The 21,473-nt window shown below is 68.9% G+C and carries 21 protein-coding genes and 1 rRNA gene; 8 read left to right on the top strand and 14 right to left on the bottom strand.

The window, feature by feature from the left end; all coding sequences use genetic code 11:
- Window positions 1–165 precede the first annotated feature (165 nt).
- Window positions 166–282, top strand: a 5S ribosomal RNA gene (rrf, locus tag ACIRRY_RS22790).
- Between the two features lie 80 nt (window positions 283–362).
- A complete protein-coding gene (locus ACIRRY_RS22785) occupies window positions 363–908 on the top strand; it encodes a GNAT family N-acetyltransferase (RefSeq protein WP_403975591.1) in 546 nt (181 codons plus the stop codon).
- Between the two features lie 28 nt (window positions 909–936).
- On the opposite strand, the gene ACIRRY_RS22780 is transcribed toward ACIRRY_RS22785, so the two are convergent.
- The 10 genes from ACIRRY_RS22780 to ACIRRY_RS22735 form a co-directional block, all read right to left on the bottom strand.
- A complete protein-coding gene (locus ACIRRY_RS22780) occupies window positions 937–2,397 on the bottom strand; it encodes a type IV secretory system conjugative DNA transfer family protein (protein WP_403975554.1) in 1,461 nt (486 codons plus the stop codon).
- Between the two features lie 16 nt (window positions 2,398–2,413).
- Window positions 2,414–3,847, bottom strand: coding sequence for an ATP-binding protein (locus tag ACIRRY_RS22775; RefSeq protein ID WP_403975552.1), 1,434 nt, complete (start codon window positions 3,845–3,847; stop codon window positions 2,414–2,416).
- 8 nt (window positions 3,848–3,855) lie between these two features.
- Window positions 3,856–5,415: an SCO6880 family protein gene (locus ACIRRY_RS22770; RefSeq protein ID WP_403975550.1), complete on the bottom strand. Its 1,560-nt coding sequence runs from the start codon at window positions 5,413–5,415 to the stop codon at window positions 3,856–3,858.
- A complete protein-coding gene (locus ACIRRY_RS22765; protein WP_403975547.1) occupies window positions 5,412–6,746 on the bottom strand; it encodes a hypothetical protein in 1,335 nt (444 codons plus the stop codon). The genes ACIRRY_RS22770 and ACIRRY_RS22765 overlap by 4 nt, the downstream gene beginning before the upstream one ends.
- The gene (locus ACIRRY_RS22760) at window positions 6,736–7,575 is read right to left on the bottom strand and encodes a hypothetical protein (protein ID WP_403975545.1); all 840 of its coding nucleotides are present in this window, start codon (window positions 7,573–7,575) and stop codon (window positions 6,736–6,738) included. The genes ACIRRY_RS22765 and ACIRRY_RS22760 overlap by 11 nt, the downstream gene beginning before the upstream one ends.
- 166 nt (window positions 7,576–7,741) lie before the next feature.
- The gene (locus ACIRRY_RS22755) at window positions 7,742–8,050 is read right to left on the bottom strand and encodes a hypothetical protein (RefSeq protein ID WP_033281366.1); all 309 of its coding nucleotides are present in this window, start codon (window positions 8,048–8,050) and stop codon (window positions 7,742–7,744) included.
- A 372-nt stretch (window positions 8,051–8,422) separates the two neighbouring features.
- Window positions 8,423–9,736: a peptidase S8 gene (locus ACIRRY_RS22750; protein WP_403975542.1), complete on the bottom strand. Its 1,314-nt coding sequence runs from the start codon at window positions 9,734–9,736 to the stop codon at window positions 8,423–8,425.
- Between the two features lie 360 nt (window positions 9,737–10,096).
- Window positions 10,097–11,458: a peptidase S8 gene (locus tag ACIRRY_RS22745; protein ID WP_403975539.1), complete on the bottom strand. Its 1,362-nt coding sequence runs from the start codon at window positions 11,456–11,458 to the stop codon at window positions 10,097–10,099.
- A 277-nt stretch (window positions 11,459–11,735) separates the two neighbouring features.
- The gene (locus ACIRRY_RS22740) at window positions 11,736–12,194 is read right to left on the bottom strand and encodes a hypothetical protein (protein ID WP_403975536.1); all 459 of its coding nucleotides are present in this window, start codon (window positions 12,192–12,194) and stop codon (window positions 11,736–11,738) included.
- A complete protein-coding gene (locus ACIRRY_RS22735) occupies window positions 12,191–12,802 on the bottom strand; it encodes a TetR/AcrR family transcriptional regulator (RefSeq protein ID WP_403975534.1) in 612 nt (203 codons plus the stop codon). The genes ACIRRY_RS22740 and ACIRRY_RS22735 overlap by 4 nt, the downstream gene beginning before the upstream one ends.
- Window positions 12,803–12,891: 89 nt before the next feature.
- On the opposite strand from ACIRRY_RS22735, the gene ACIRRY_RS22730 reads away from it, so the two are divergent.
- A complete protein-coding gene (locus ACIRRY_RS22730; protein ID WP_403975532.1) occupies window positions 12,892–13,848 on the top strand; it encodes an oxidoreductase in 957 nt (318 codons plus the stop codon).
- Here ACIRRY_RS22730 and ACIRRY_RS22725 read toward each other — a convergent pair.
- Window positions 13,845–14,228 (bottom strand): VOC family protein, encoded by a 384-nt coding sequence (locus ACIRRY_RS22725; protein WP_403975530.1) that lies wholly within the window; start codon window positions 14,226–14,228, stop codon window positions 13,845–13,847. The genes ACIRRY_RS22730 and ACIRRY_RS22725 overlap by 4 nt on opposite strands.
- Window positions 14,221–14,502: a DUF397 domain-containing protein gene (locus ACIRRY_RS22720; RefSeq protein WP_403975527.1), complete on the bottom strand. Its 282-nt coding sequence runs from the start codon at window positions 14,500–14,502 to the stop codon at window positions 14,221–14,223. Before ACIRRY_RS22720 ends, ACIRRY_RS22725 begins: the two co-directional genes overlap by 8 nt.
- A 193-nt stretch (window positions 14,503–14,695) precedes the next feature.
- On the opposite strand from ACIRRY_RS22720, the gene ACIRRY_RS22715 reads away from it, so the two are divergent.
- The 3 genes from ACIRRY_RS22715 (at window position 14,696) to ACIRRY_RS22705 (ending at window position 17,502) form a co-directional block, all read left to right on the top strand.
- Window positions 14,696–15,481, top strand: coding sequence for a trypsin-like serine peptidase (locus tag ACIRRY_RS22715; protein ID WP_403975525.1), 786 nt, complete (start codon window positions 14,696–14,698; stop codon window positions 15,479–15,481).
- Between the two features lie 202 nt (window positions 15,482–15,683).
- Window positions 15,684–16,628 carry an NlpC/P60 family protein gene (locus ACIRRY_RS22710; RefSeq protein WP_403975588.1) on the top strand — a complete coding sequence of 315 codons (945 nt, stop codon included), beginning with the start codon at window positions 15,684–15,686 and terminating at the stop codon, window positions 16,626–16,628.
- Between the two features lie 166 nt (window positions 16,629–16,794).
- Window positions 16,795–17,502, top strand: a complete 708-nt coding sequence (locus ACIRRY_RS22705; protein ID WP_403975522.1) for a phosphatase PAP2 family protein — start codon at window positions 16,795–16,797, stop codon at window positions 17,500–17,502.
- 108 nt (window positions 17,503–17,610) lie between these two features.
- Here the strand turns inward: ACIRRY_RS22705 and ACIRRY_RS22700 are convergent, their stop codons facing one another.
- Window positions 17,611–19,191, bottom strand: a complete 1,581-nt coding sequence (locus ACIRRY_RS22700) for an FAD-binding oxidoreductase (protein WP_403975520.1) — start codon at window positions 19,189–19,191, stop codon at window positions 17,611–17,613.
- 416 nt (window positions 19,192–19,607) lie between these two features.
- Between ACIRRY_RS22700 and ACIRRY_RS22695 the strand changes: the two genes are divergently transcribed.
- Both ACIRRY_RS22695 and ACIRRY_RS22690 read left to right on the top strand, forming a co-directional pair.
- A complete protein-coding gene (locus ACIRRY_RS22695) occupies window positions 19,608–20,450 on the top strand; it encodes a hypothetical protein (RefSeq protein WP_403975518.1) in 843 nt (280 codons plus the stop codon).
- A gap of 107 nt (window positions 20,451–20,557) precedes the next feature.
- On the top strand, window positions 20,558–20,740 hold the full coding sequence (locus ACIRRY_RS22690; protein ID WP_403975515.1) for a hypothetical protein: 183 nt from the start codon (window positions 20,558–20,560) through the stop codon (window positions 20,738–20,740).
- Window positions 20,741–21,041: 301 nt separating this feature from the next.
- Here ACIRRY_RS22690 and ACIRRY_RS22685 read toward each other — a convergent pair whose 3' ends face one another.
- Window positions 21,042–21,404, bottom strand: coding sequence for a metal-sensitive transcriptional regulator (locus ACIRRY_RS22685; protein ID WP_403975513.1), 363 nt, complete (start codon window positions 21,402–21,404; stop codon window positions 21,042–21,044).
- Window positions 21,405–21,473 lie beyond the last annotated feature (69 nt).

Below are 21,473 nucleotides of genomic sequence, written 5' to 3'. Positions count from 1 at the left end.
GTTGATAGGCCGGATCTGGAAGCCCAGTAATGGGTGGAGGTGACCGGTACTAATAGGCCGAGGGCTTGTCCTCAGTTGCTCGCGTCCACTGTGTTGGTTCTGAAACCACGAACAACCCCATGTCCGGGGCCACCGGGTGTGGTGCGGTTGTCTGTTTCATAGTGTTTCGGTGGTCATAGCGTGAGGGAAACGCCCGGTTACATTCCGAACCCGGAAGCTAAGCCTTACAGCGCCGATGGTACTGCAGGGGGGACCCTGTGGGAGAGTAGGACGCCGCCGAACAAATATTGCGAAAACCCCCGTACCGTTAAATCGGTACGGGGGTTTTCTGCGTTTCGGCTACGGTGGCTACCGTGGCTGATATGAACTACAAGATCCGTTCGATACGCGCCGACGAGTGGGCCGCGGCGAAGGAGCTGCGGCTCGTCGCGTTGCAGGACCCTGTCGCGCACCTCGCCTATCTGGAGACCTACGACACGGCGGCGGCCAGGCCGGACTCCTTCTACCAGGAGCGGTCCGCAGGGGCCGCCGAAGGGGCTGACGGGGCCCAGCAGATCATTGCCGAGGGGCCCGAGGGCGAGTGGGTCGGGACGCTGACCGTGCTGCTCGAAGAGGCCGGGTCGGTCGACTGGGCCGGCTTCGAGGTCGAGCGGAAGCAGGGGCACATCGTCGCTGTGTTCGTGCGCCCGGAGGTCCGGGGTATCGGGCTGACCGAGGTGCTCTTCGACGCGGCCCTGGAGTGGGCCTGGGGGCGCGGGGTCGAGCGGGTGCGGCTCATCGTGCACGAGGACAACGAGCGGGCCCGGCGCTTCTACGGCAAGGCCGGCTTCGTCCCCACGGGAGTCACCGTGCCCTTGGGCGAGCACGCGGATCAGCTTGAGGTGGAGATGGCGGTCGAGCGGCCGTAGCCGTGCTGCCGTGCCGTAAGTCCGGTTGCTATACCGGGAGTTCGTGGTGTGGCCAGCGGGCCCTGGCCTGTTCTCTGGAGCGGAGCAGGGCCAGGGTCGGCAGGCCTCGGTCCGCTCCGGTGGCCAGGAGCTCGGGGAGTTGGGGGAGCGGGGCCACGGCGGCAACGTCGTCCAGGACAAGCGTCATTGGTGGGTCGAGGCGACCGGCCGATGACCGTTCGGCCATGTGCCGGCCGCGCTCGACCACGCTTGATGCGAGGGCGGTGAGGAGAGGCATCGCGCCCGGGTTCGTACGGGGGTCCTCAATGGATTCACCGACCAGATAAAGCGTGCCCCCTTCGTTCACGAAGGAATCCAAGGAGAGCGCGTCAGTTCTGTTGGGTGTGCAGGCTTCGCGGATGTTGACCGTGAAGAGGGCGGAGAGCGCGCGGCTCGTCAACTCCTGGGCGATGTCCCGGCGTTCGGGGTGGGACGTGAGGGCCGCTTCCAGTTCGCCCGCCGCGCCGGGGGCTGCCTTGGGGTTGGTGCGGAGGATGCGTACCGCGTCCTGGATCTGGGTGCCCTGGGACCAGCGGTGGACGTGGCGGATGGTGCGGCCGTCGATGGCGGCGGCGTGCAGGTAGCTGCGGAGGAGCGTTTCGGCCGTGTCCGCTACCGCCTGGTCGATCTTGGCGGTGGGTCTCACCGGGGCCAGGAGGGCGGCGGCTCGTCTCACCGCGGTTTGTTTGTCCTCGCAGCCTGTGGTGGGGGACCAGTGGAGGCGGGCCGGGGTGTCGCAGAGGTGGGTCGGGTCGTAGAGGAGGACCGGGCCCAGTTTGGCTCGGGCGTCCTTGGTGTCCTGCCAGATCGTCTTGTTCGACGTGACGACCAGGGCTGGGCCTTCCGCGTCCCGTACGGCTTGGGTGGCTGTGGATTGGCGGGTTTCCGCCGTCGCCAGAAAAACTGTTTCCCACCCGCCCACCCGTTCACCGTTCACTGGAAAGGCTGAGGAGAGGGGCGCTGCGGTCGCCGTCTGTTCGAGGGGGACCGTCGGCTGGGGCTGGGGCTGGGGCTGGGGCTGTGGTTCCGGGCGCTGTATCGGTACCTCTTGGGGTTCCGGTGAGGGCGGGGCGGCCAGGCTCTTCGCCCGCGTTCTCGCCCGTACCGCTCGCCATCTCGCCACCGTGCCCATCGTGAACACGGTCAGGACCAGCAGGATCATCAACTGGCCAATGAACAGGCCCCAGAAGAGGCCGTAGCCGGAGAGCTGGGTGGGTGGGGTCTCCGGCCAGGCGCCGGTGATGTCGTGCGGTTGGCCGATCAGGTGGCGCATGGCCAGGGGGGTGCGGGCGAAGGTGACGCCCGTGGGCCAGGCGCCCTTGGAGAACAGGGCTGCCAGGCCCGCGGCCGACCACACCAGCAGGGTCATGCCGAGGAGGAAGGCGAGCAGGCCGATCAACAGGCCGTCGGGGATGCCTCCTCGGCGCTCCCGTTCGTCGTTCGGTCTCATCTCGCCTCTTCGCCTCTCACGCCACCGTGGACTCGGAGGAGCCGTCGAGATCGCTCAACTGCTGTTCCATGAAGGCCGCCGCGCGTTCCTCGGCCTCCAACTCGGCGGCGCGCAGGGCGTCGTCGGTCACTTCCTGGTCGTGGTCGCGGGAGGACTGGGTCATCGCGCGGTCGGTGAAGACGAGGGGGCGTTCCGTCTCGGTGATCAGGTGTTTGACCACCTGGACGTTGCCGTTGACGTCCCACACCGCGATGCCGGGGGTGAGGGTGGGGATGATCTCCACCGCCCAGCGTGGCAGCCCCAACACCCGCCCGGTTGACCGGGCTTCGTCCGCCTTCTGGGCGTAGATCGTGCGTGTCGAGGCCATCTTGAGGATGGCCGCCGCCTCTTTTGCCGCCGCTCCGTCCACCACGTCCGACAGGTGGTGGACCACCGCCACGAACGACAGGCCCAGGCGGCGGCCGAACTTCAGCAGGCGCTGGAAGAGTTGGGCCACGAAGGGGCTGTTGATGATGTGCCAGGCCTCCTCGACCAGGAAGATGCGCTTCTTCCGGTCGGGGCGGATCCAGGTGTGCTCCAGCCAGACGCCGACGATCGCCATCAGGATGGGCATGGCGATGGAGTTGCGGTCGATGTGGGACAGGTCGAAGACGATGAGCGGGGCGTCGAGGTCGATGCCCACCGTCGTCGGGCCGTCGAACATGCCGCGGAGGTCGCCGTCGACCAGGCGGTCGATGACGAGGGCCACGTCCAGGCCCCAGGCCCGTACGTCGTCTATGGCGACGTTCATCGCCTCGGCCGACTCCGGTTCGGGGTGGCGTAGTTGCTCGACGATGTCCATCAGGACCGGCTGGCGTTCGACGATCGTCTCGTTGACGTAGGCGTGCGCGACCTTGAGGGCGAAGCCGGAGCGTTCGTCCAGGCCGTGGCCCATCGCCACCTCGATGATCGTGCGGAGCAGGGCCAGTTGGCCCGTGGTGGTGATCGCCGGGTCGAGGGGGTTGAGGCGGATTCCCATGTCCAGGGCGGCGGTTGGGTCCAGGCGGATGGGGGTTATCCCCAACTCCTCCGCGATCAGGTTCCATTCACCGACGCCGTCCTCGCCCTGTGCGTCCAGGACGACGACCTGGCGGTCGCGGAAGCGCAGCTGTCGTAGGACGTACGTCTTCTCCAGGGCCGACTTGCCGTTGCCCGACTCGCCCAGCACCAGCCAGTGGGGGGCGGGGAGTTGCTGGCCGTAGAGCTGGAAGGGGTCGTAGATGTAGCCCTTGCCGGAGTAGACCTCGCGGCCGATGATGACGCCCGAGTCGCCCAGCCCGGGGGCGGCCGTGGGCAGGTAGACCGCCTGGGCCTGGCCGGTCGAGGTGCGGACCGGGAGGCGGGTGGACTCGATCTTTCCGAAGAGGAAGGACGTGAAGGCGTCGGTGAGGACGGACAGCGGATCCCGCATCTGAGTCCCTACCTCCGGATGCCGGTGGCGAACGGCAGTGTGTTCACAAACGCGCGGTGGTGCTCGCGGTCGCACCATTCCAGCTTCAGATACGACTTCCCGGCGGACGCTCTTATCGTGCGCTTGTCGCGCGCGAGGGCCTCGGGGTTGCGCGAGGAGACGGTGATGTAGCCGACCAGGTTCACCCCGGCCGCGCCGCTCGCCAGGTCCTCGCCGCGCTGGTCCATGCGGCCGTGGGCGGCGACGTCGCGGGGGTCGACGGTGCGGTTCATCTTGGCGGCGCGCGACGCGTCGGCCTCGTCGTTGGTCTTCTCGGTCAGCATGCGTTCGATGGCGATCTCGGTGGGTTCGAGGTCCATCGTGACGGCGACCGTGCGGATGACGTCCGGGGTGTGGACGAGGAGCGGGGCAAGGAAGTTGACGCCCACGGGGGTCATCGGCCACTCCTTCACCCAGGCCGTGGCGTGGCACCACGGCTCGCGGGTGGACGACTCACGGGTCTTCGCCTGGAGGAACGTCGGCTCCATGGCGTCGAGTTCGGCCGGCCAGGCGTTGCGCTTCGTCATCGCCTGGAGGTGGTCGATGGAGTGGTCCGGGTCGTACATGGAGTGGATGAGCGAGGCGAGCCGGCCCTGGCCGAGCGGCTGCCGTACGCGGATGTCCGCCTCCTGCAACCGCGAGCAGATGTCGGTGAGTTCACGCGCCATGACGACCGCGAGGCCGGCATCCCGGTCGAGCTTGCGGCCCGCGTGCGGGCGCGAGGCGCGGGCCATCGCGTGGGCCTCGGCGGAGAGTTCGCGGGTGAAGTGCATGCACGCGACGAGGTAGGCGCGGTGCTGCTCGCTGCTGGTGGACACCATCGACTGGAGTTGGTCGTACGACTGTTGCAGCCAGGTCAGTGACTTCTCGTCGCCGCGCTGGGCGACGTCCTTGGCGTGCGCGTCCGGGTCGGCGGGCAGCGTGCGGGCGAGCATCTGGATGCGGGTGACGAAGCCGTCGCCGTTCGCCACGTGCTTGAGGAGCGTGCCGAAGCGGTCGACGAGGGCCTCCTGGTCCTCGCTGTCGCGCAGGCCGACGCCCGGGCCCTCGATCTCGATCGCCGCGGTGACCGTACGGCGGTCGGCGTGCAGGAGTACGGCGATCTCGTCCGGGCCGAAGGGGGCGGCCAGCCAGTTGATGCGGCCGATCCCCGGAGGCGGGCCGATCTCCACCTCGCGGCCGTCGAGGTGGACGCCGGCCTCCATGACGGAGGAGCGGTACGTCGTGCCGTTGCGCAGGGTGCGCTTGTAACTGCGGTTGATCTCGAACCACTTGTAGAACGTGCGGCGCCTGTACGGCACGTAGACCGCCATCAGCGCGAGCATCGGGAAGCCCGTGAGCAGCACGATGCGCAGGGAGAGGACGGGGACGAGGAGTCCGCTCATCATGCCGAGGAAGGCGCCCAGGATGATGAGCGCGATCTCGCCGGTCTCGCGATTCTTGCCGACGATCGCGTTCGGCCGGGCTCGGCCGATGAGATATGTCCGGCGGGGCGTGATCGGATGGGACAGGTGGGACTCTGTCGTCAACGCCCTTCACCTCCCGTGCGGTTGTTGCGGGCGTTGCTGGCGTGCGGGGTGTTCGTCGGGCTCTGGCGGGGCGGGGGCGCGGCGTTGGGGACTGCTCCGCCGCCGCCCGAGGAGGGGCGGCTGCTGTGCGCGGCGACGCCGCCGGAGACCGGGTTGGCGGGGCGGGCGCCGCCGGAGGACTGGCCGCCTCCGCCTCCGCCGTCGTTCGTGCGGGCGCTGTGGGTCTTGATGCCCTGGGCGACCATGGTGGCCGGGGAGCTGATGACCGCGGCGGCCTTGCCTTCGGCGCCCTGCATGATGCGGTTGTTGCGGCCGCCGGCGATCTCGTCGCCGAAGCCGGGGACGAAGCGGTAGATCATCGCGCTGGCGAAGATGGCGAGCAGGATGATCGCGAGGCCGGAGACGACGGCGGAGAAGGAGTCCGGGCCGTCGGCGGAGGAGAGCGCGCCGGCGAGGCCGAGCACGATGACGATGACCGGTTTCACCAGGATCACCGCGATCATGATGCCGGCCCAGCGGCGGACGTGGCCCCAGAGGTTCTTGTCGACGAGGCCCGCGTAGACGACGGTGCCGAGGAGGGCGCCGACGTAGAGGAGGGCGGCGCGGATGACGAGCTCCAGCCAGAGGACGCCGGCGGCGAGGATGCTGACCAGGGAGACGACGATCAGCATGATCGGGCCGCCGCCGATGTTGTTGCCCTTGGCGAGCGCGCTGGAGAAGTTGCCGAAGAAGGTGTCCGTCTGGTTGCCGGTGGTCTTGGCGAGGACTTCTGTGATGCCGTCGGTGGCGGAGACGACGGTGTACAGGATCAGGGGGGTGAACGCGGAGGCGATGACCGTGAGCCAGAGGAAGCCGATGGCTTCGGAGATCGCGGTGGTGAGGGGGACGCCTCGGACCGCGCGCTTCGCTACCGCGAGGAGCCACAGGAGGAGGGTGAGGATGGTGGACGCGGCGAAGACGACGGCGTACTGCTGAAGGAAGCGCGGGTTCGTGAAGTCGACGTTCGCTGTCTCTTTCACCGCTTCGCTGAGCTTGTCGATGGTCCAGGAGGCGGCTTCGGCGCAGCCCTTTCCTAGGGAGGAGAGGGGGTCGGTGGTGTCGGTGACACTGGGGGTGCTGGTGGAGCCGCTGCCGGCATTGCCGCGTTCGCAGTACTTCTTGGCGTCGCCGAGGATGGCGCCGCAGTCGACGCTCGCGGACGGCGAGGCGGACGGTGAGGTGGACGGGCTGGGGGTCGCGGCCACGGCATGGGTGGCCATCAGCACCAGCGAGGTCTGTACGGTCGTCACGATTCCGGCGAGCCGGAGCACGCGTTGCGGCTTACCGGGCATACGTGAACCCTCCGTACTCGTCGATGGCCTTGCTGATCTCGTCCGAGGTGGCGGCCGTGTCGTCGCCGGGTACCGGGGCGGGGCCGTCCTTCTGGGAGTCCGTGGCGATCTTCCAGTCGCCGTCGGACCACTGGAGGTCGAAGGTCCAGGTCTTCCACGAGGTGGTGACGGGGTCGGTCGAGGCCTGCCCGGCCATGCCCAGGAGCCCCACGTACCAGACGGCGACCTTCGCGCTGCTGTCGCTGTACTGCTGGGCGGTCGTGCCCACTGGGGTCACCCGGGAGACGAACGTGCTGCCGGTCGGTGCGTTGCCGTTGGCGTCGAGGCCCAGTTTGCTGAGGAAGTCGGCCGAGTAGGCCTGGTCCATCGGGGCCGTCAGTTTGCTCGCGGCACCGGCCGTGTAGAGGGAGTTCACCAGCGTGTGCCGGATCTCCTTCTGGAACATGCCGGTCGAACCCAGTGCCACGGAGTAGTTCACCGCCGCCGACTGCGCTCCTTGTTGGGTGCGCGCGAACCCGGACGGAATCCCCCCGGTCTTCGTCTCCACCGGCTTCGTCCCGCTGGCCGCTGTCGATGCCGCATCCGGCTTGGAGCCGTTGTTCGTGCTGCCGGAGTTGGACGAGGTCGTGCCGTCGCCGCGGTTCGCGAAGGCGATGGCCGCGATGAGGAGGACTACGACTCCTACGACCGTCACGAGGCTTTTGGAGGAGGAGCGGCCGCCTCTGCGGGCGCCGCCGTAGATGTCGCCGGGGGCTTGGGGGTAGCGGGTTCGGGTCTGGCCGGTGCCGCCGTAACCGCCGGAGGTCTCGTGTTCGTCTCCGGGACTCATGCCGGGTACGCCCCTTCGCCGTCGTCCAGAAACACCTGGAAGTACGACGGTAGCCGTGCTGGTTCCCGCGCGGGCGCGGAGTGGTGACTCGACATCAGGGAAACGCAACCTCAGCCGGTGGGCGCGACGGGCGGGTGGGGAGGAGTCTGGGACTGGCCTTGCTCGGCTATACGGCCATGCCGTACACGATCGTGAAGAGGGTGCCGAGGGAGCCGATGATGAAGACGCCGGTCAGGCCGGCGACGATGAGGCCCTTGCCCTGTTCCGCGCTGAACGTGTCGCGGAGCGCCGTCGCCCCGATGCGCTGTTTGGCCGCACCCCATACGGCGATACCGAGGCAGAGCAGGATGGCGACCGCCATCACGACCTCGATCATCACCTTCGCCTCGTTACCCAGGCTGCCGAAGGGGCCCCAGTCCGGAGCGATCCCCCCGATGATGGTGTTGATGTCTCCCTTGTCGGCCGCAGAGAGCATGTAAGTCACCGCCCCTGATGGGTAGTTCCGCATCCCCTGCAGGTGAGCAGAGGTCAGGCATCATTGTCGCCGACAAAGGCGCCGTCCGATGTCGACTTGGCGTCATTGATTGGCGGGTTTCGTACGAATACACCGTACGGTCACTCTGTGTATCACGGTAGGTAACGCCGGGCAACGAGGTAGGAGCGGAACCTGTCCGTGGTTCGGTCGTTAGCCCCTGATTACGGGATGGGGTTCGTGTCGATGTTCTCATGATGAACGGGCCGCGGCTGGATGCCGCGGCCCGTTCTCCCGTGCCAGGTGTGGCCCCCACGACCCACTGTGGCACGACATGTGACTGAGGATCAGTTCAGGGTGGGGGCCAGGTCGTCGTCAGTTGGCGAAGGCGGAGATGCCCTCCGGGGTGCCCCAGCCGGTCGGGCCGTCGTAGCCGGTCTCGGCGGTGCAGAAGTACGCCGTGGTGCAGGAGCCGTTGTAGCCGCTGGTCACGTCGTTGAGGGACGAGGTGCCCGCGTAGTCGTAGGGGTACTGCGCCGGGTAGGTGCCGCTGGCCGGGGTGCCGGCGAGGGCGTAGACGCCGGCGATGATCGGGGCGGAGACGCTGGTGCCGCCGAAGGTGTACCAGCCGGCGGTGACGCCGTAGGAGTCGTAGACCGAGACGCCGGTGGCGGGGTCGGCGACGGCGGAGACGTCGGACTCCATGCGCTTGGTGCAGCCGGTGTCGGTCTGCCAGGTGGGCTTGGCGTCGTAGGCGGAGCAGCCGGAGCCGGTGCCCTCGGTGCTGGAGGTGCGCCAGACGGCCTCGGTCCAGCCGCGGGTGGTGGAGGAGGTGGAGAGCTTGGTGCCGCCGACGGCCGTCACGTACCGGGAGGTCGCCGGGTACTCGGCGCCGTAGGCGCTGTCACCGGAGGAGACGGTGATGGCCACGCCCGTGTGGTTGTAGTACGAGGTGTCGTACGACGTCTGCGAGGAGGACTCGGAGCCGCCGTAGGAGTTGGAGACGAACTTGGCGCCCAGGGCGACGGCCTCGTTCTCGGCGGTGCCGAGGTTGACGTAGCTGGCGCTGGTGGCCTCGACGAGGGTGATGTTGCACAGCGGGCAGATCGCGCTCGCCATGTCGAGGTCGAGGGAGATCTCCTCGGACCAGCCGGCGTCGGACGTGGGCAGAGAGGTCGTCGAACCGGTCTGGCTTACCTTCTTGAAGCAGCCGTTGGCCGTCGTGCAGGCCGAGAGGCCGTAGTACGAGCGGTAAGTGGCGAGGTCGGCCTCGGCGTTGGGGTCGTTGTACGCGTCGACGATCGCGATGGTCTCGCCGGAGCCGTTGGAGGCGGCGGCGGAGGTCAGGCCGTAGGCCGAGCGGAGGTTGGTGGGGCTGTAGCCGGAGGGGGTCGTCGCGTCGGCGGCCTTGGGGGTGATGCCGGTCTTCGCGGCCAGCGCCTTCTGGTAGGCGGTGAGGCCGCCGGTGACGCGGTAGGACTTGCAGGTGAGATCGCCCGTGTGCTTGGGGGTCGCACAGGGGGTCGCGGCGTAGGTCACCGCGGTGGAGGTGGTGGCGCTCGGTGCCGCGTCGGCCTGTACGGCGGTGCCGAGGCCGGTGAAGACGAGTGCGGCGGTGGCTACGGCGGCGGACCCTATGCGGCGCCATCTACCGTGCGTGTGGGGGGAGTTGGGGGTCGTGGTACGCAAGGTGCAGCCTCCTGAGTCGGTGGAACAGGGGCAGTGCGGGTGCGTGTCGCCGGTGCGGTTTCCCCGGCGGTGGGGGGCGGCCCGCGATGACCATCTCTTGTTGAGTACGCGACAACAAGGGGCTGCTGGAATCCTGACTTCCGGCTTACCGAACAGGGTCTGGCCCTTTACCAAACTCACAGGTTTTTCATGGGAGTTGGGGACCTCTGGGCCTACTGGGGCCTGTCGGGGTCCGCGGAACGGCCAACGGGCCGCGGCTGGTTGCCGCGGCCCGTTGTCACTTGCTCCGCCAAGGGGACCCCACGTCCCCCTCTTGCCGGCGGCTCCCCGTGACCCGACGGGGAGGCTTGCGGGAGTGCGTCAGCCGGTGAAGGCCGAGACGCCCTCCGGGGTGCCCCAGCCGGTCGGGCCGTCGTAGCCCGACTTGGCGGTGCAGAAGTAACTCGTCGAGCAGGTGCCGTTGTTGCCGCTCGTCACGTCGTTCAGCGCGGAGGTGCCGGCCGCGGCGTAGGGGTAGGAGGCCGGGTAGTCACTGCTGCCGGGGGTGCCGGCGAGGGCGTAGACCGAGGCGATGATCGGGGACGAGGCGCTGGTGCCGCCGAAGGTGCCCCAGCCGGTGCCGTCGGCGCCGTAGGTGTCGTAGACCGAGACGCCCGTGGCCGGGTCGGCGACCGCTGAGACGTCGGAGATCATGCGCTTGGCGCAGCTGGCGTCGGTCTGCCAGGTGGGCTTGGCGTCGTACGCCGAGCAGCCGGAGCCGGTGCCCTCGGTGCTGCTGGTCTTCCAGACGCTCTCGGTCCAGCCGCGGGAGTTCGAGGAGGTGGAGAGCTTGGTGCCGCCGACCGCGGTGACGTACCGCGAACCGGCCGGGTACTCGGCGCCGTAGGCCTCGTCGCCCGCGCTGGCGGTGATGGCGACGCCCGGGTGCTTGTAGTACGAGGTGTCGTACGTGGTGTCGGAGGAGGACTCCGAGCCGCCGTAGGAGTTCGAGACGAACTTGGCGCCCAGCTTGACGGCCTCGTTCACCGCGGTGCCCAGGTTGGCGTCGCTCGCCGACTTGGCCTCGACCAGCAGGATGTTGCAGTTCGGGCAGGTCGCGCTGACCATGTCGAGGTCGAGGGACTCCTCGCCGGCCCAGCCGCTGTCGGCGGAGGGGAGGGAGGTCGTCGAGCCGGTCTGGCTGACCTTCTTGAAGCAGCCGTTGGCGACCGTGCAGGCCGAAAGCCCGTAGTACGAGCGGTAGGTGGCGAGGTCGGCGGCGGCGTTCGGGTCGTCGTAGGCGTCGACGATCGCGACGGTCTCGCCCGAGCCGTTGTCGGAGGCGGCGCTCGCCAGGCCATAGGCGGACTGGATGTCCGAGGGGCCGTAGCCGGTGGGGTCGTCGGTGGCGGCCTTCGGGGAGATGGTCTTCGGCGTGACGCCCTTCAGGGCGGCCTGCTTCTCCATGAAGGCGGTGGTGCCGCCGGTGACGCGGAGGGCGTTACACGCGGCGAAGCCCTTCTTCGGGGTGGCGCCGCAGGCGGCCTTCTCGTACTGCACATGGGCCTTGGCGACCTGGGCGGCGATCGTCTTGGCGGTCGCCTTGTGGGGGGTGGTCGCGGCGCTCGCGTGGGCCGCGGTGCCGAGGCCGGCGATCAGGAGCGCGGTGGTCGCGGCGGCGGCAGAACCGATTCTTCGCCAGTTGCCTCGTATGTGGGGGGAGTTGGGGGGTGACGTACGCAACGTACAGCCTCCAGAGAGAGGTGGGCAGAGGCCTGCGGGTGGGGGTCCACCGGTGAGGTTCCGGTGGGGGCGGCGGCCCGTGACGACCTTCTCTTGTTGAGTACGTGACAACAAGAAGGGTTCCGGAGTTCTGACTTCCGCGTTACTCAAGGGGGTTGGGGGATTGCTGATCAATGGCGTCGGGATGGCACGGCAATGGCCGGAACTTGACTCTCTCCACCGAAAGTCCACAGCGTGACGCGCGTTGAACGGCGTCGGAGAGGGGGCTGGAAGTGCCCTAGAAGTGCGCGAGGATCTGGCGCAGAGGATGCCCGATCGCGGCTGTGACGGAGGCCAGCTCCTCCTCGGTGAGCCACCCTCGGTTCGGGTACAGGGTCTCGATCCTGAAGCTCGCGAAACCCATCGGCCAGTCGTAGATCAGCTCGTTGAGTGATGTCTCGGCACCGCAGCAGGAGACCGTGACCAGGAGGGTGGAAAAGCCCCGGTCGTAACACTCCTGGACGGCTTCGCCCCACCAGTCGCCGGATTCCGCGCCGCAGTGGGGGCAGCGGATCGTCTCCAGGTTCGCGCCGCAGTGGACGACCTCGACGGTGTCGTGCCACCGGGCTTCCGGGCCGCGGCGGGCGTCGGCGTCGGGGAGCAGGGCGGACAGGGCGGCCTTGGCGCGGTCTGCCGCCGCCCGGGCGGGTTGCCAGTGCGGATCGGTCGGAATCACCGTCAAGTAGGTGTCGCTCACTGCTCGTTCTCGCGGGGCTTGAGGCCGTTCAGCAGATGGTGGACGAGGGCCGGGATGCCGGCCACCGCGGCCTCCGGGGTGAGTGTGCCCTGGGCCGCGAAGGAGGCCGTGCCGTGCAGGGCGGCGCCGAGTACGAAGGCGATGGTCCAGGGTTCGCCGGGGATCATCTCGCCGCGTTCCTGGGCGTCGGCGACGATCTGGACGAAGTGGGTCGTCGTCCCGTCCACGGCGGCCCGCAAGCGCTCGTCGATGTCCGCGTCGTGCTTGCGGGTGTACATGACCTCCAGCAGCTCGGCGTTGGTGACCGCGAAGTGCACGTAGGCCTGGGCCAGTTGGGTCAGGCGCGCTTCGAGCGGCAGCCCGTGGGCGTCGGCGGTGTGAAGTTCCTTGGCCAGGCGCTCGAAGCCGGCCAGGGCCAGGGCGTCGAGCAGCGCCTGCTTGTCCTTGAAGTGGCGGCCGGGGGCCGCGTGGCTCACCCCGACGTCCCGGGCGAGTTCGCGCAGGGACAGGGCGGCGACCCCCTTCTCCAGCAGGGTGCGTTCCGCGCTCACGAGCAGGGCGGAGCGCAGGTCTCCGTGGTGATAGGGGCGTACAGGCATGCGAGCCATCGTATCCCGATGTTGTCGACGTCATCATTGTTGTCGCCGTCATCATTGTTGTCATTGACAGCATTGTAGGCGTTGCCTACATTGGGGGCATGGACAAGACGGACAGCACAAGCAGCAGCGGTAACAGCAGCGGCAGCGGCGGCAAGGGCGAGACCAAGTGGGACGCGGGGCGGATTCCCGATCTCTCCGGTCGTACGGCGGTCGTCACCGGTGCCAACAGCGGGATCGGCCGGGTGGCCGCCGCCGAGCTGGCCCGGGCGGGCGCGCATGTCGTGTTCGCCGTACGGGATCTGGAGCGGGGGCGGGCCGCGGCGACCGGGGTGCGTGGCAGTACGGAGGTGCGGCGGCTGGATCTCGCGGATCTGGCGTCCGTGCGGGAGTTCGCGGCGGGGTGGGAGAGGCCGCTGGATCTGCTGATCAACAACGCGGGCGTGATGCTGCTGCCCGAGCGGCGGACGCGCGACGGTTTCGAGATGCAGTTCGGCACGAACCACCTGGGCCACTTCGCCCTCACGAACCTGCTGCTGCCGCACATCACCGGCCGGGTGGTGACGGTCTCCTCCGGCGCGCACCGGATGGGCGACGGCTACATCCACTTCGAGAACCTGAACCTGGACGGGATCTACGCCCCGCAGCGCGCCTACTCCCAGTCCAAGCTGGCCAACCTGCTCTTCACCCTCGAACTCCAGCGCAGGCTCGCGGAGTCGGGCTCGCCCGTCCGCTCCCTCGCGGCGCACCCGGGCTGGGCGGCGACCAACCTCCAGAGCCATACGGCGAACCCGGTCTCGCGCGTGCTCATGGCCGTCGGCAACAAGGTCGTGGCCCAGGACGACAGGAGCGGCGCCCTGCCGACGCTCTTCGCGGCGACGCAGGATCTGCCGGGCGCGAGTTTCGTCGGCCCGAGCGGGGCGTTCGAGATGCGGGGCGCGCCGACGCTGGTGGGGCGGAGTCCGGCGGCGAGCGATGTGGAGGCGGCGAAGCGGTTGTGGACGGCTTCGGAGGAGCTCACGGGGGTGGTGTACGCGTTGGCTGGTGCGGGGCGCTAACTCCAGGTGCGCGCCTGGGCGTTGAAGATCTCCGGGGCGCTGTGCACCGGCAGGACGCAGAGCAGGTGGCCGCCGGGGGCGCGCAGTACGCGGCACTCCAGCCAGCGGTCGATCTGGGTCGCGCCCAGGGTGAGCAGGCGGGCGGTCTCCGCCTCCACGTCGTCGGTCTCGATGTCGATGTGGAAGCGGGGGTTGGTGTCGTTGATGGACTGAACCGCCGTGACCAGGCCGGGGATTGCCCCGTGCAGGGAGGTGAACTGCTCCTCCGCGGGGACCGGTGCGGCGGGGGCGCCGAGGGCCGCCGACCAGAAGGTCGCCGCGGCGACCGCCTCCGGTCCCGGGGTGTCGATCAGGAGGGCGTAGACACGGCTTCTATGCATGGGGCGGGTTCGCCTCCGGGCCTGTTGTCTCCGTCGTGTCCTCCACGCCCTCCACGAAGTGGTCGAACTCGCCTGCCTGTACGCCGAGTACGAAGGCGTCCCACTTGCGGCGGTTGGTGGTGACCACGTTCTCCGGGTCGCTGGTCTCGCGGATGTAGACCGGGGCCTCGCCGTCGTCCCCCGCGCCGAAGGCGAGCTCGATCCAGGGGCCAGGGCCCGTGGCGTCCGGTGGGGCGGCTCGTTCCCAGATGAGGTCGGGGGGGATGTCGGACACGGGGTTTCCTTCGTCGGGTGCCGGGGAGACGTCGAGTATGGCGCAGGAGAGGCGGGAGGGGCGGGCGGACAGTACGGTGGACTGACCGTGACCACCGGACCAACGTCGGCCGACGCGCGAACGCGCCCTTCACAGGGAAATTTCAGCAAACGTCGACGTCCTTTCTCACCTTCGTGGGACAGAGTGAGGCCCGATGAAGCGCAGCTCACGCATCTCCCGTTCCGCTCACCTCGCGGGCAACCGCAGGTACGCGCTGTTCGTCGCCGTGGTGACGCTGGCGCTGACCTCGGCGTCCGTGGCGACCGCGGACGACGGCCCGGGCCCCTTCGGGGTGACCACCGTGACCCAGGTGAGCAAACAGAGCGCGCGGGTGGGTGCCCTGTTCGGGGCAGCCCACGCCACCAGCCTCGCCGGCGGGCACCACTGCACCGCGTCCGTGGTGCACAGCGCGGGGCACAACCTCATCGTCAGCGCGGCGCACTGCCTGGACGGCGACCCCGGGGACGTGTTCGTGCCGGGCTACCGGGACGGCAGGGCGCCGTACGGGATCTGGAAGGTCGAGCGGCGGTTCCTGCCGGACGGGTGGTCCAAGGGGCAGGCCGAGGACAGTGACATCAGCTTCGCCACGCTCGTCGAGGTGGGCGGCAAGAACGTCGAGGACGTGGTCGGGGCCGACCGGTTCACGACCGGGATGGCGACCGGGGCCACGGCGGTGACGATCACCGGGTACCCCTCCGCCACCGACCAGCCCATCAGCTGCACCAACAAGCCCACCCAGCACAGCGCCACCCAGCAGCGCATCGACTGCCCGGGCTTCACCGGCGGCACCAGCGGCAGTCCCTGGGTGAACGGTGACCAGCAGGTGGTGGGGGTCATCGGCGGACACGAGCAGGGCGGGCTGACGCCCGATATCTCCTACAGCGTCGTGTTCGGCAAAGAGGCGGCCGAGTTGTACAAGGACGCCACGGCTGACCCGTAATCGCCATGACTGATCCGTAATAAGGAGCCGTATCCGGCGCGGCGGTTCGCTGTATACGCGTCAGATGTGGCGGAAGCACGGCGAAATGCCGCCACCCTGCCCCGAAATGGCCTTGAACAGGGCTGTCATGGGGGAGGGTTGAGCCGTGCGAAAAGTATGGGTGGCCGGTGGGGTCGCGGTTGGGCTGGGGCTCAGCTTTGTGATGCTGCTCGTCGTCGGGGTCTACCTCGTCGCCGGGAACCTCGCGGGCGGGGCCGGCGGCGGGAGCGTCGCGCTCGCCAAGGGCGCGGTGCCGGCGGCGTATTCGGCGCTCGTGCAGAAGTGGGGCAATCTCTGTCCCGCCCTCAACCCCGCACTGCTCGCCGCCCAGCTCTACCAGGAGAGCGGGTTCAACCCGAACGCGAAGAGCCCGGCGAAGGCCGAGGGGATAGCGCAGTTCATCCCCGGGACCTGGGCCACGCACGGGATCGACGGCAACGGCGACGGCGTACGCGACGTATGGGATCCGAATGACGCGATTCCGTCGGCCGCGACCTACGACTGCGAGCTCGCCTCGTATGTGAAGGACGTGCCGGGGAACGTGACCGCCAACATGCTCGCCTCGTACAACGCGGGGGCGTACGCGGTCATCAAGTACGGGGGCGTGCCGCCGTACTCGGAGACCCAGAACTACGTGAAGACGATCACGACGCTGTCGCAGAGCTTCGCCGCGCCGGTCACCCGGGTCGATCCCTCCGAGCAGGCCGCCACGGCCATCAACTACGCCCAGAACAAGCTCGGCACCCCTTATCTGTGGGGCGGGAACGGCACCGCCGACCAGGGCGGGCGTTTCGACTGCTCGGGGCTGACCAAGGCCGCGTTCGAGGCCGCGGGGGTCACGTTGCCGCGCGTTGCGAACGATCAGTACAACGCGGGGCCGCACCCGCAGCGGGCCGAATTGCTGCCGGGAGATCTGGTGTTCTTCTCGGACGACCTGACCAATTCCCGGGCCATCCGGCATGTGGGGATTTATGTCGGCGGCGGGTACATGATCGACGCACCCCGGACGGGTGCTGTGATCCGGTTCGACCCCATTGACACCCTCGATTACTTCGGTGCCACCCGAGTCACCGAAGATGGCGCGAAAGCACTCCCCACGACCGTGTGAACCGAGTGTGAACCCACCCCCTGAGCTGCGGCGATGAGTCTCTCTTCGATAACGTCTGAGTGATCATTCGGTGGAGGGTGGAACGTATTAAGCGGGACCGTGCGTTCCTGTTCAGTAATGCGCACGAGAGGTGCGCCCGGAACTACGACGTAGGAGCCGCAGCACCATGGCTGTACTCGCCGACTCCGGGTCGAATCCCGACGTCGATCTGCTCTACGACATCAATGGCCTCGCCAAGGACGCGCCGCACTGGTTCGACCGGGGCGTGGAGTTCGTCGGTGAGTACGGGCTGCTCGTCGCGATGGTGTTGCTCGTGGTGGGGTGCTGGTGGTCCGTGCGGCGGCGGGGGGACGAGGATTCTGCCGCGTCCGTCGCCGGGTTGGTCTGGGCGCCTCTTGCCGCCGCGCTCGCTGTTCTCGTGAACGTGCCCATACGGGGGTTCGTGGAGCGGCCCCGGCCGTTTCTCGACCACACCGGCATCGACGTGCTGATCTCCGGTAAGACCGACTACTCCTTTGTGAGTGATCACGCGACGATCACCATGGCCATGGGGGTGGCGCTGTTCGTGGCGGATCGGCGGTTCGGAGTGGTGGGGATCGGGCTTGCTCTGGTGGAGGGGTTCTGCCGGGTGTACATGGGCGTGCACTATCCGACTGACGTGATCGGGGGGTTCGCGCTCGGCACTGCTGTGGCGCTTCTTCTCTCGCCGCTTGCGATGGTGCTGCTCACGCCCGTGCTCAAGGCTGTTGAGGGTTCGGCTTGGGGTGGGTGGCTGGTTCGCTCTGCCGGTGCTCGCCGGGTGGGGCGGGAGGCGGTGGTTCCGGGGGCGCGTACGGAGGCTTCGGGGACGGAAGAGAGAGACCTCGCGGCGTGACGGTTCCGTTCAACGGTCGGTTCTTCGTCTGCCGGTCCGTTGGTGGCTGGTCGCGCGGTTCCCCGCGCCTCTGAGGGCATTGCGCAACCGTCGGCGACAAAGTGAGGCCTACAGCCCCTGGGGATACGTGAAGAACCGGTTCGGGTCGTACTGCTTCTTCAGTGTCGTCAGGCGGGTCGCCGCGTCGCCGTAGTACGCCTTGCGCCAGTTCGTGAGGGTCGGGTCGGTGTAGTTCTGGTAGGCGGCGCCCGAGGCGTACGGCTTCATCGCGGTGTGGAAGGACGTCAGCCAGGACTGGGCGGACGTGCCGGCCGTGCCGGAGGGCCAGGAGACGATGTACTGGGCGAGCATGCGGGAGCGGCGGTGGACGAAGGCCGTCGCCGTGGGGGAGACGCGGTTGACCGCGCCGCCCAGGGCCGTCAGGGCGATGTCGCCCGAGTTGCCGCGCACCGCCCTCATCTGGTTGAGCATCGTCTGGATGCCCGTGGCCGAGATCGAGCGGTCGAAGAAGTCGGAGCGGCCCACGTAGGTCTCCCGCGCCAGCGCGCCCTGGGAGGAGCGGCCCGGGGTCGTACCCGGAAGGTGGCACTGGGCGTCCGTCGAGAACGACGAGCAGCCCGCGTAGGCCTCCATCGACTCCTCGTACGTGTGCCGCTTCAGCGAGACGCTCGACGCGTTGCCGCCGACCAGGTGGGCCAGCTTGTCGACCGCGTTCTGGAGTTCGTTGTAGGTGCCCAGGGAGAAGGCGGCGACGGAGACCTTGGGGGTGCCGCCGGGGGTGTTCGTCAGGTGGCAGGAGGACCAGATCTCGTCGGGCTGGTCGGGGCCCCACTCCTGCCAGGCCTTCACCACGGCCGCCGCCATCGACGAGGGCCAGGTCAGATACCCCGATACGGCCTGGGGCGCGGGGTGCGTCTTGTACTGCAGCTCCGTGACGACGCCGAAGTTGCCGTTGCCCGCGCCGCGCAGGGCCCAGAACAGGTCTTTGTTCTCAGTGGAGTTGGCGACCAGCTGCTTGCCGTCCGCCGTGATCAGCGTCGCCTGCGTGAGGCTGTCGCAGGTCAGGCCGTACGCCCGGGAGACCACGCCGTGGCCGCCGCCCAGGGTGAGGCCGGAGACGCCGACCGTCGGGCAGGAGCCCGCGGGGATGGTCACGCCCTTCGCGGCGAGACCCCGGTACACATCGATCAGCTTGGCGCCGGCGCCGACCACCGCGGAGGTGCCGCTCGCCCGGATCTTGTTGAGCTTCGACACGTCGACGATGAGGCGGCCGTCGCCGGAGGAGTAGCCCGCGTAGGAGTGGCCGCCGTTGCGGATCGCGACGCGGATGTTGTGGGCGCGGGCGTAGGAGAGGACCGAGCGGATGTCGTCGGGGTTCGCGACGTAGGCCACCGCGGCCGGCTTCAGGGAGTCGAAGCGGGTGTTGTAGAGCTGGTGGGCCGTCTTCCAGGAGGCGTCACCGGGGCGGACCAGGGTGCCGTCCAGATCCCGGGCCAGGGCGGCCCAGTTGGCGGCTGCCGCGGCGGTGGTGGTGCGCATCCCCGACGTGCCCGTCGAGGCGGAGGCGTTGGTCGCCGTGGCCGTCGGGTCACCGCCGGCCGTGTTCTTGCCGTTCTTGCCGTTGCACGCGGTCGTCGCGACCGCCGCGATGGCGGCCATGCCGCCGCCTATGAACGAACGCCGTTCCATTGCGCCTCCTGTGGGGGTTCCGTGAAGTGAGATACGTCCGGCGTCCCACAAGTTCTCGCGCTCATGTCACGGGTTCGGAACAGAGAGATGCCCCGCCGCGTCCGTCCTGGCCTGGCTTCTCGCCCGTCTCGCCGGGCCGCGCCAGCCGCAGACGCACCGGCCGAAGCAGAACGGACCCTGCTCGGTCAGCGTCGTGCGATGTTCCGGATGTACGGGGGGAGCCTCTCGGCTGTCCTGCTGCGCCACTCCGACAACGTTACCGACCCCGGGTAAAGCGCTCGTATGGCGGTCGCGCGGTGCTCGCACGACGGTCATAGGGCGGTTGTACGGCCGCGGCACCGCGTGACGGCGCCGACCCGCCGGTCGTTAGGCGGAGCGACAGGGGCCCGTGACGACGTACCGGGGGTACGGGAGCAATGGAGCGGCAGCAGAGGCCGGCCGGCGGGGTGGTCGTCGTGGTGGGACTCGTGGTGGGGGTCTGTGTGGGCGCCGGTGGGTGCGGGGCCGGTGACGGGGTGGCGACGGCGGAAGCGCGCGGTGCCGGGGACGCGGTCGCGGTGGTGCGGCGGGCGGCCGACACCCTTGTGGCGGCGGGGAGTTCACAGGCCCGCACGTCCATGGAGATGGCCACCGGCGGCACCCGGGTGACCATCCGAGGTGCGGGCGGCTACGACTTCCGCCGCCAACTCGGCCGACTGACCGTGCAGTTGCCGCAGGATCCGGCGGGCGCCAGTGAGCACCGGCCGATCACCGAACTCCTCGCGCCGGGCGCCCTGTTCATGAAGAACCGGGGTGCCGGGGTGCCCGCCGACAAATGGGTACGGGTCGACACCGGGACGCTGTCCGACGGGAACCTCGTGACCGGCGGGGCCACCGACCCGTACGCCGCGGCCGAGTTGCTGCGCGGGACGACTACGGCGACGTATCTGGGGAAGACGGAGGTGGCCGGGGCCTCCGTGCGTCACTATCGGGGGGTCGCCGATCTCTCCGTGGCCGCGCGGAGCGCGTCGGCGGGGAACGAGGCGGCCCTGAGGTCGGCGGCGAAAGGGTTCGCCACACCCCGGGTGCCCTTCGACGTCTTCCTCGACGACCAGGGGCGCGTCCGCAAGGTCCGGCAGCGGTTCAGCTTCGTCAACGGGCAGCGCCGCAGCACAGTGGCGGTCGCCTCGACGACCTTGCTGTACGACTTCGGGGCCCCCGTGGACGTACGGCTTCCGGCGTCGAAGGACATCTACGCCGGGCAGATCGCCGAGAAGTGACCTGAACCGATCGGTGTGAGTCCGGGTGAGGACTAGCCCGTCCGTGCCATGCGCGGTGTGTAGACCGCTCCCTACTCTAGGAAGTCGGTGACGGCAGAGAAGAGGTGATGCACGTGGCTCCGGTCGGCGGTACGGCAGTTCAGGACCACGTGGCCCTCGCCGAGATCGAGCTGTGCGGAGACCTGATCATCGCGGCCTCGGCCGCCGAGGACCGGCTCAGCCTGGAGAGCATCGACGAGGTGCTGAAGGTCGCGGAGGAACGGGATGCCTCCGGCGGGACCAGAGGATAGGCCCGACCCCGGGGGATCGTGTGGCCTGTGCGGCGGGTCGGTGATCGCGGGGTCTTCGTCGCGTCGGGGCTGTGGGGATCCTGGCTGCGTCGTCGTCGGTCGGCGATTCGCTCGCGCTTGAACGGCGTCGCCGGGCGACTGTCCATCGAGCGGCGGGTGCAGAGGGTAGAGGTGGCCCGGTCGCCCGTGGTGTCAGCCGGTGACCTCCCCGTGTCCGGGTGATCCCATCGCGTCGACGTCGTATGTACCAGCGCACATCAACTGCCGCCGATTACCCGTGACTTGATCCGCCGGGCAGGTGCTACGTGCGGAGCAGGCGGGCGATCGCCTTTGTCGCCTCTTCGACCTTTGCGTCGATTTCCTCGCCGCCCTTGACCGCCGCGTCGGCGACGCAGTGCCGCAGGTGTTCCTCCAGGAGCTGCAGGGCGAAGGACTGCAGGGCCTTCGTGGAGGCGGACACCTGGGTGAGTATGTCGATGCAGTAGACGTCCTCGTCGACCATGCGCTGGAGGCCGCGGATCTGGCCCTCGATCCGGCGCAGGCGCTTGAGGTGCTCGTCCTTCTGGTGGTGGTAACCGTGCGTCACCGGTTCCTGAGCCGCTTCGACGGCCGGTTCGGAGGGCGCTGCCGTCGCGTCGGCCTCGGTGGTCGTCGTCGCGTCCATTGCGTCCTCCAGACGTATACCCCTAGTGGGTATATCGTAACGAACTTTGCTGGGTATAGGGCCTGTGGT

Source organism: Streptomyces sp. NPDC101776 (genome assembly GCF_044766845.1).
Classification (GTDB): Bacteria; Actinomycetota; Actinomycetes; order Streptomycetales; family Streptomycetaceae; genus Streptomyces.
The sequence above is the reverse complement of the archived record's forward strand: the minus strand, read 5'-3'. Positions and strand labels throughout refer to the sequence as shown.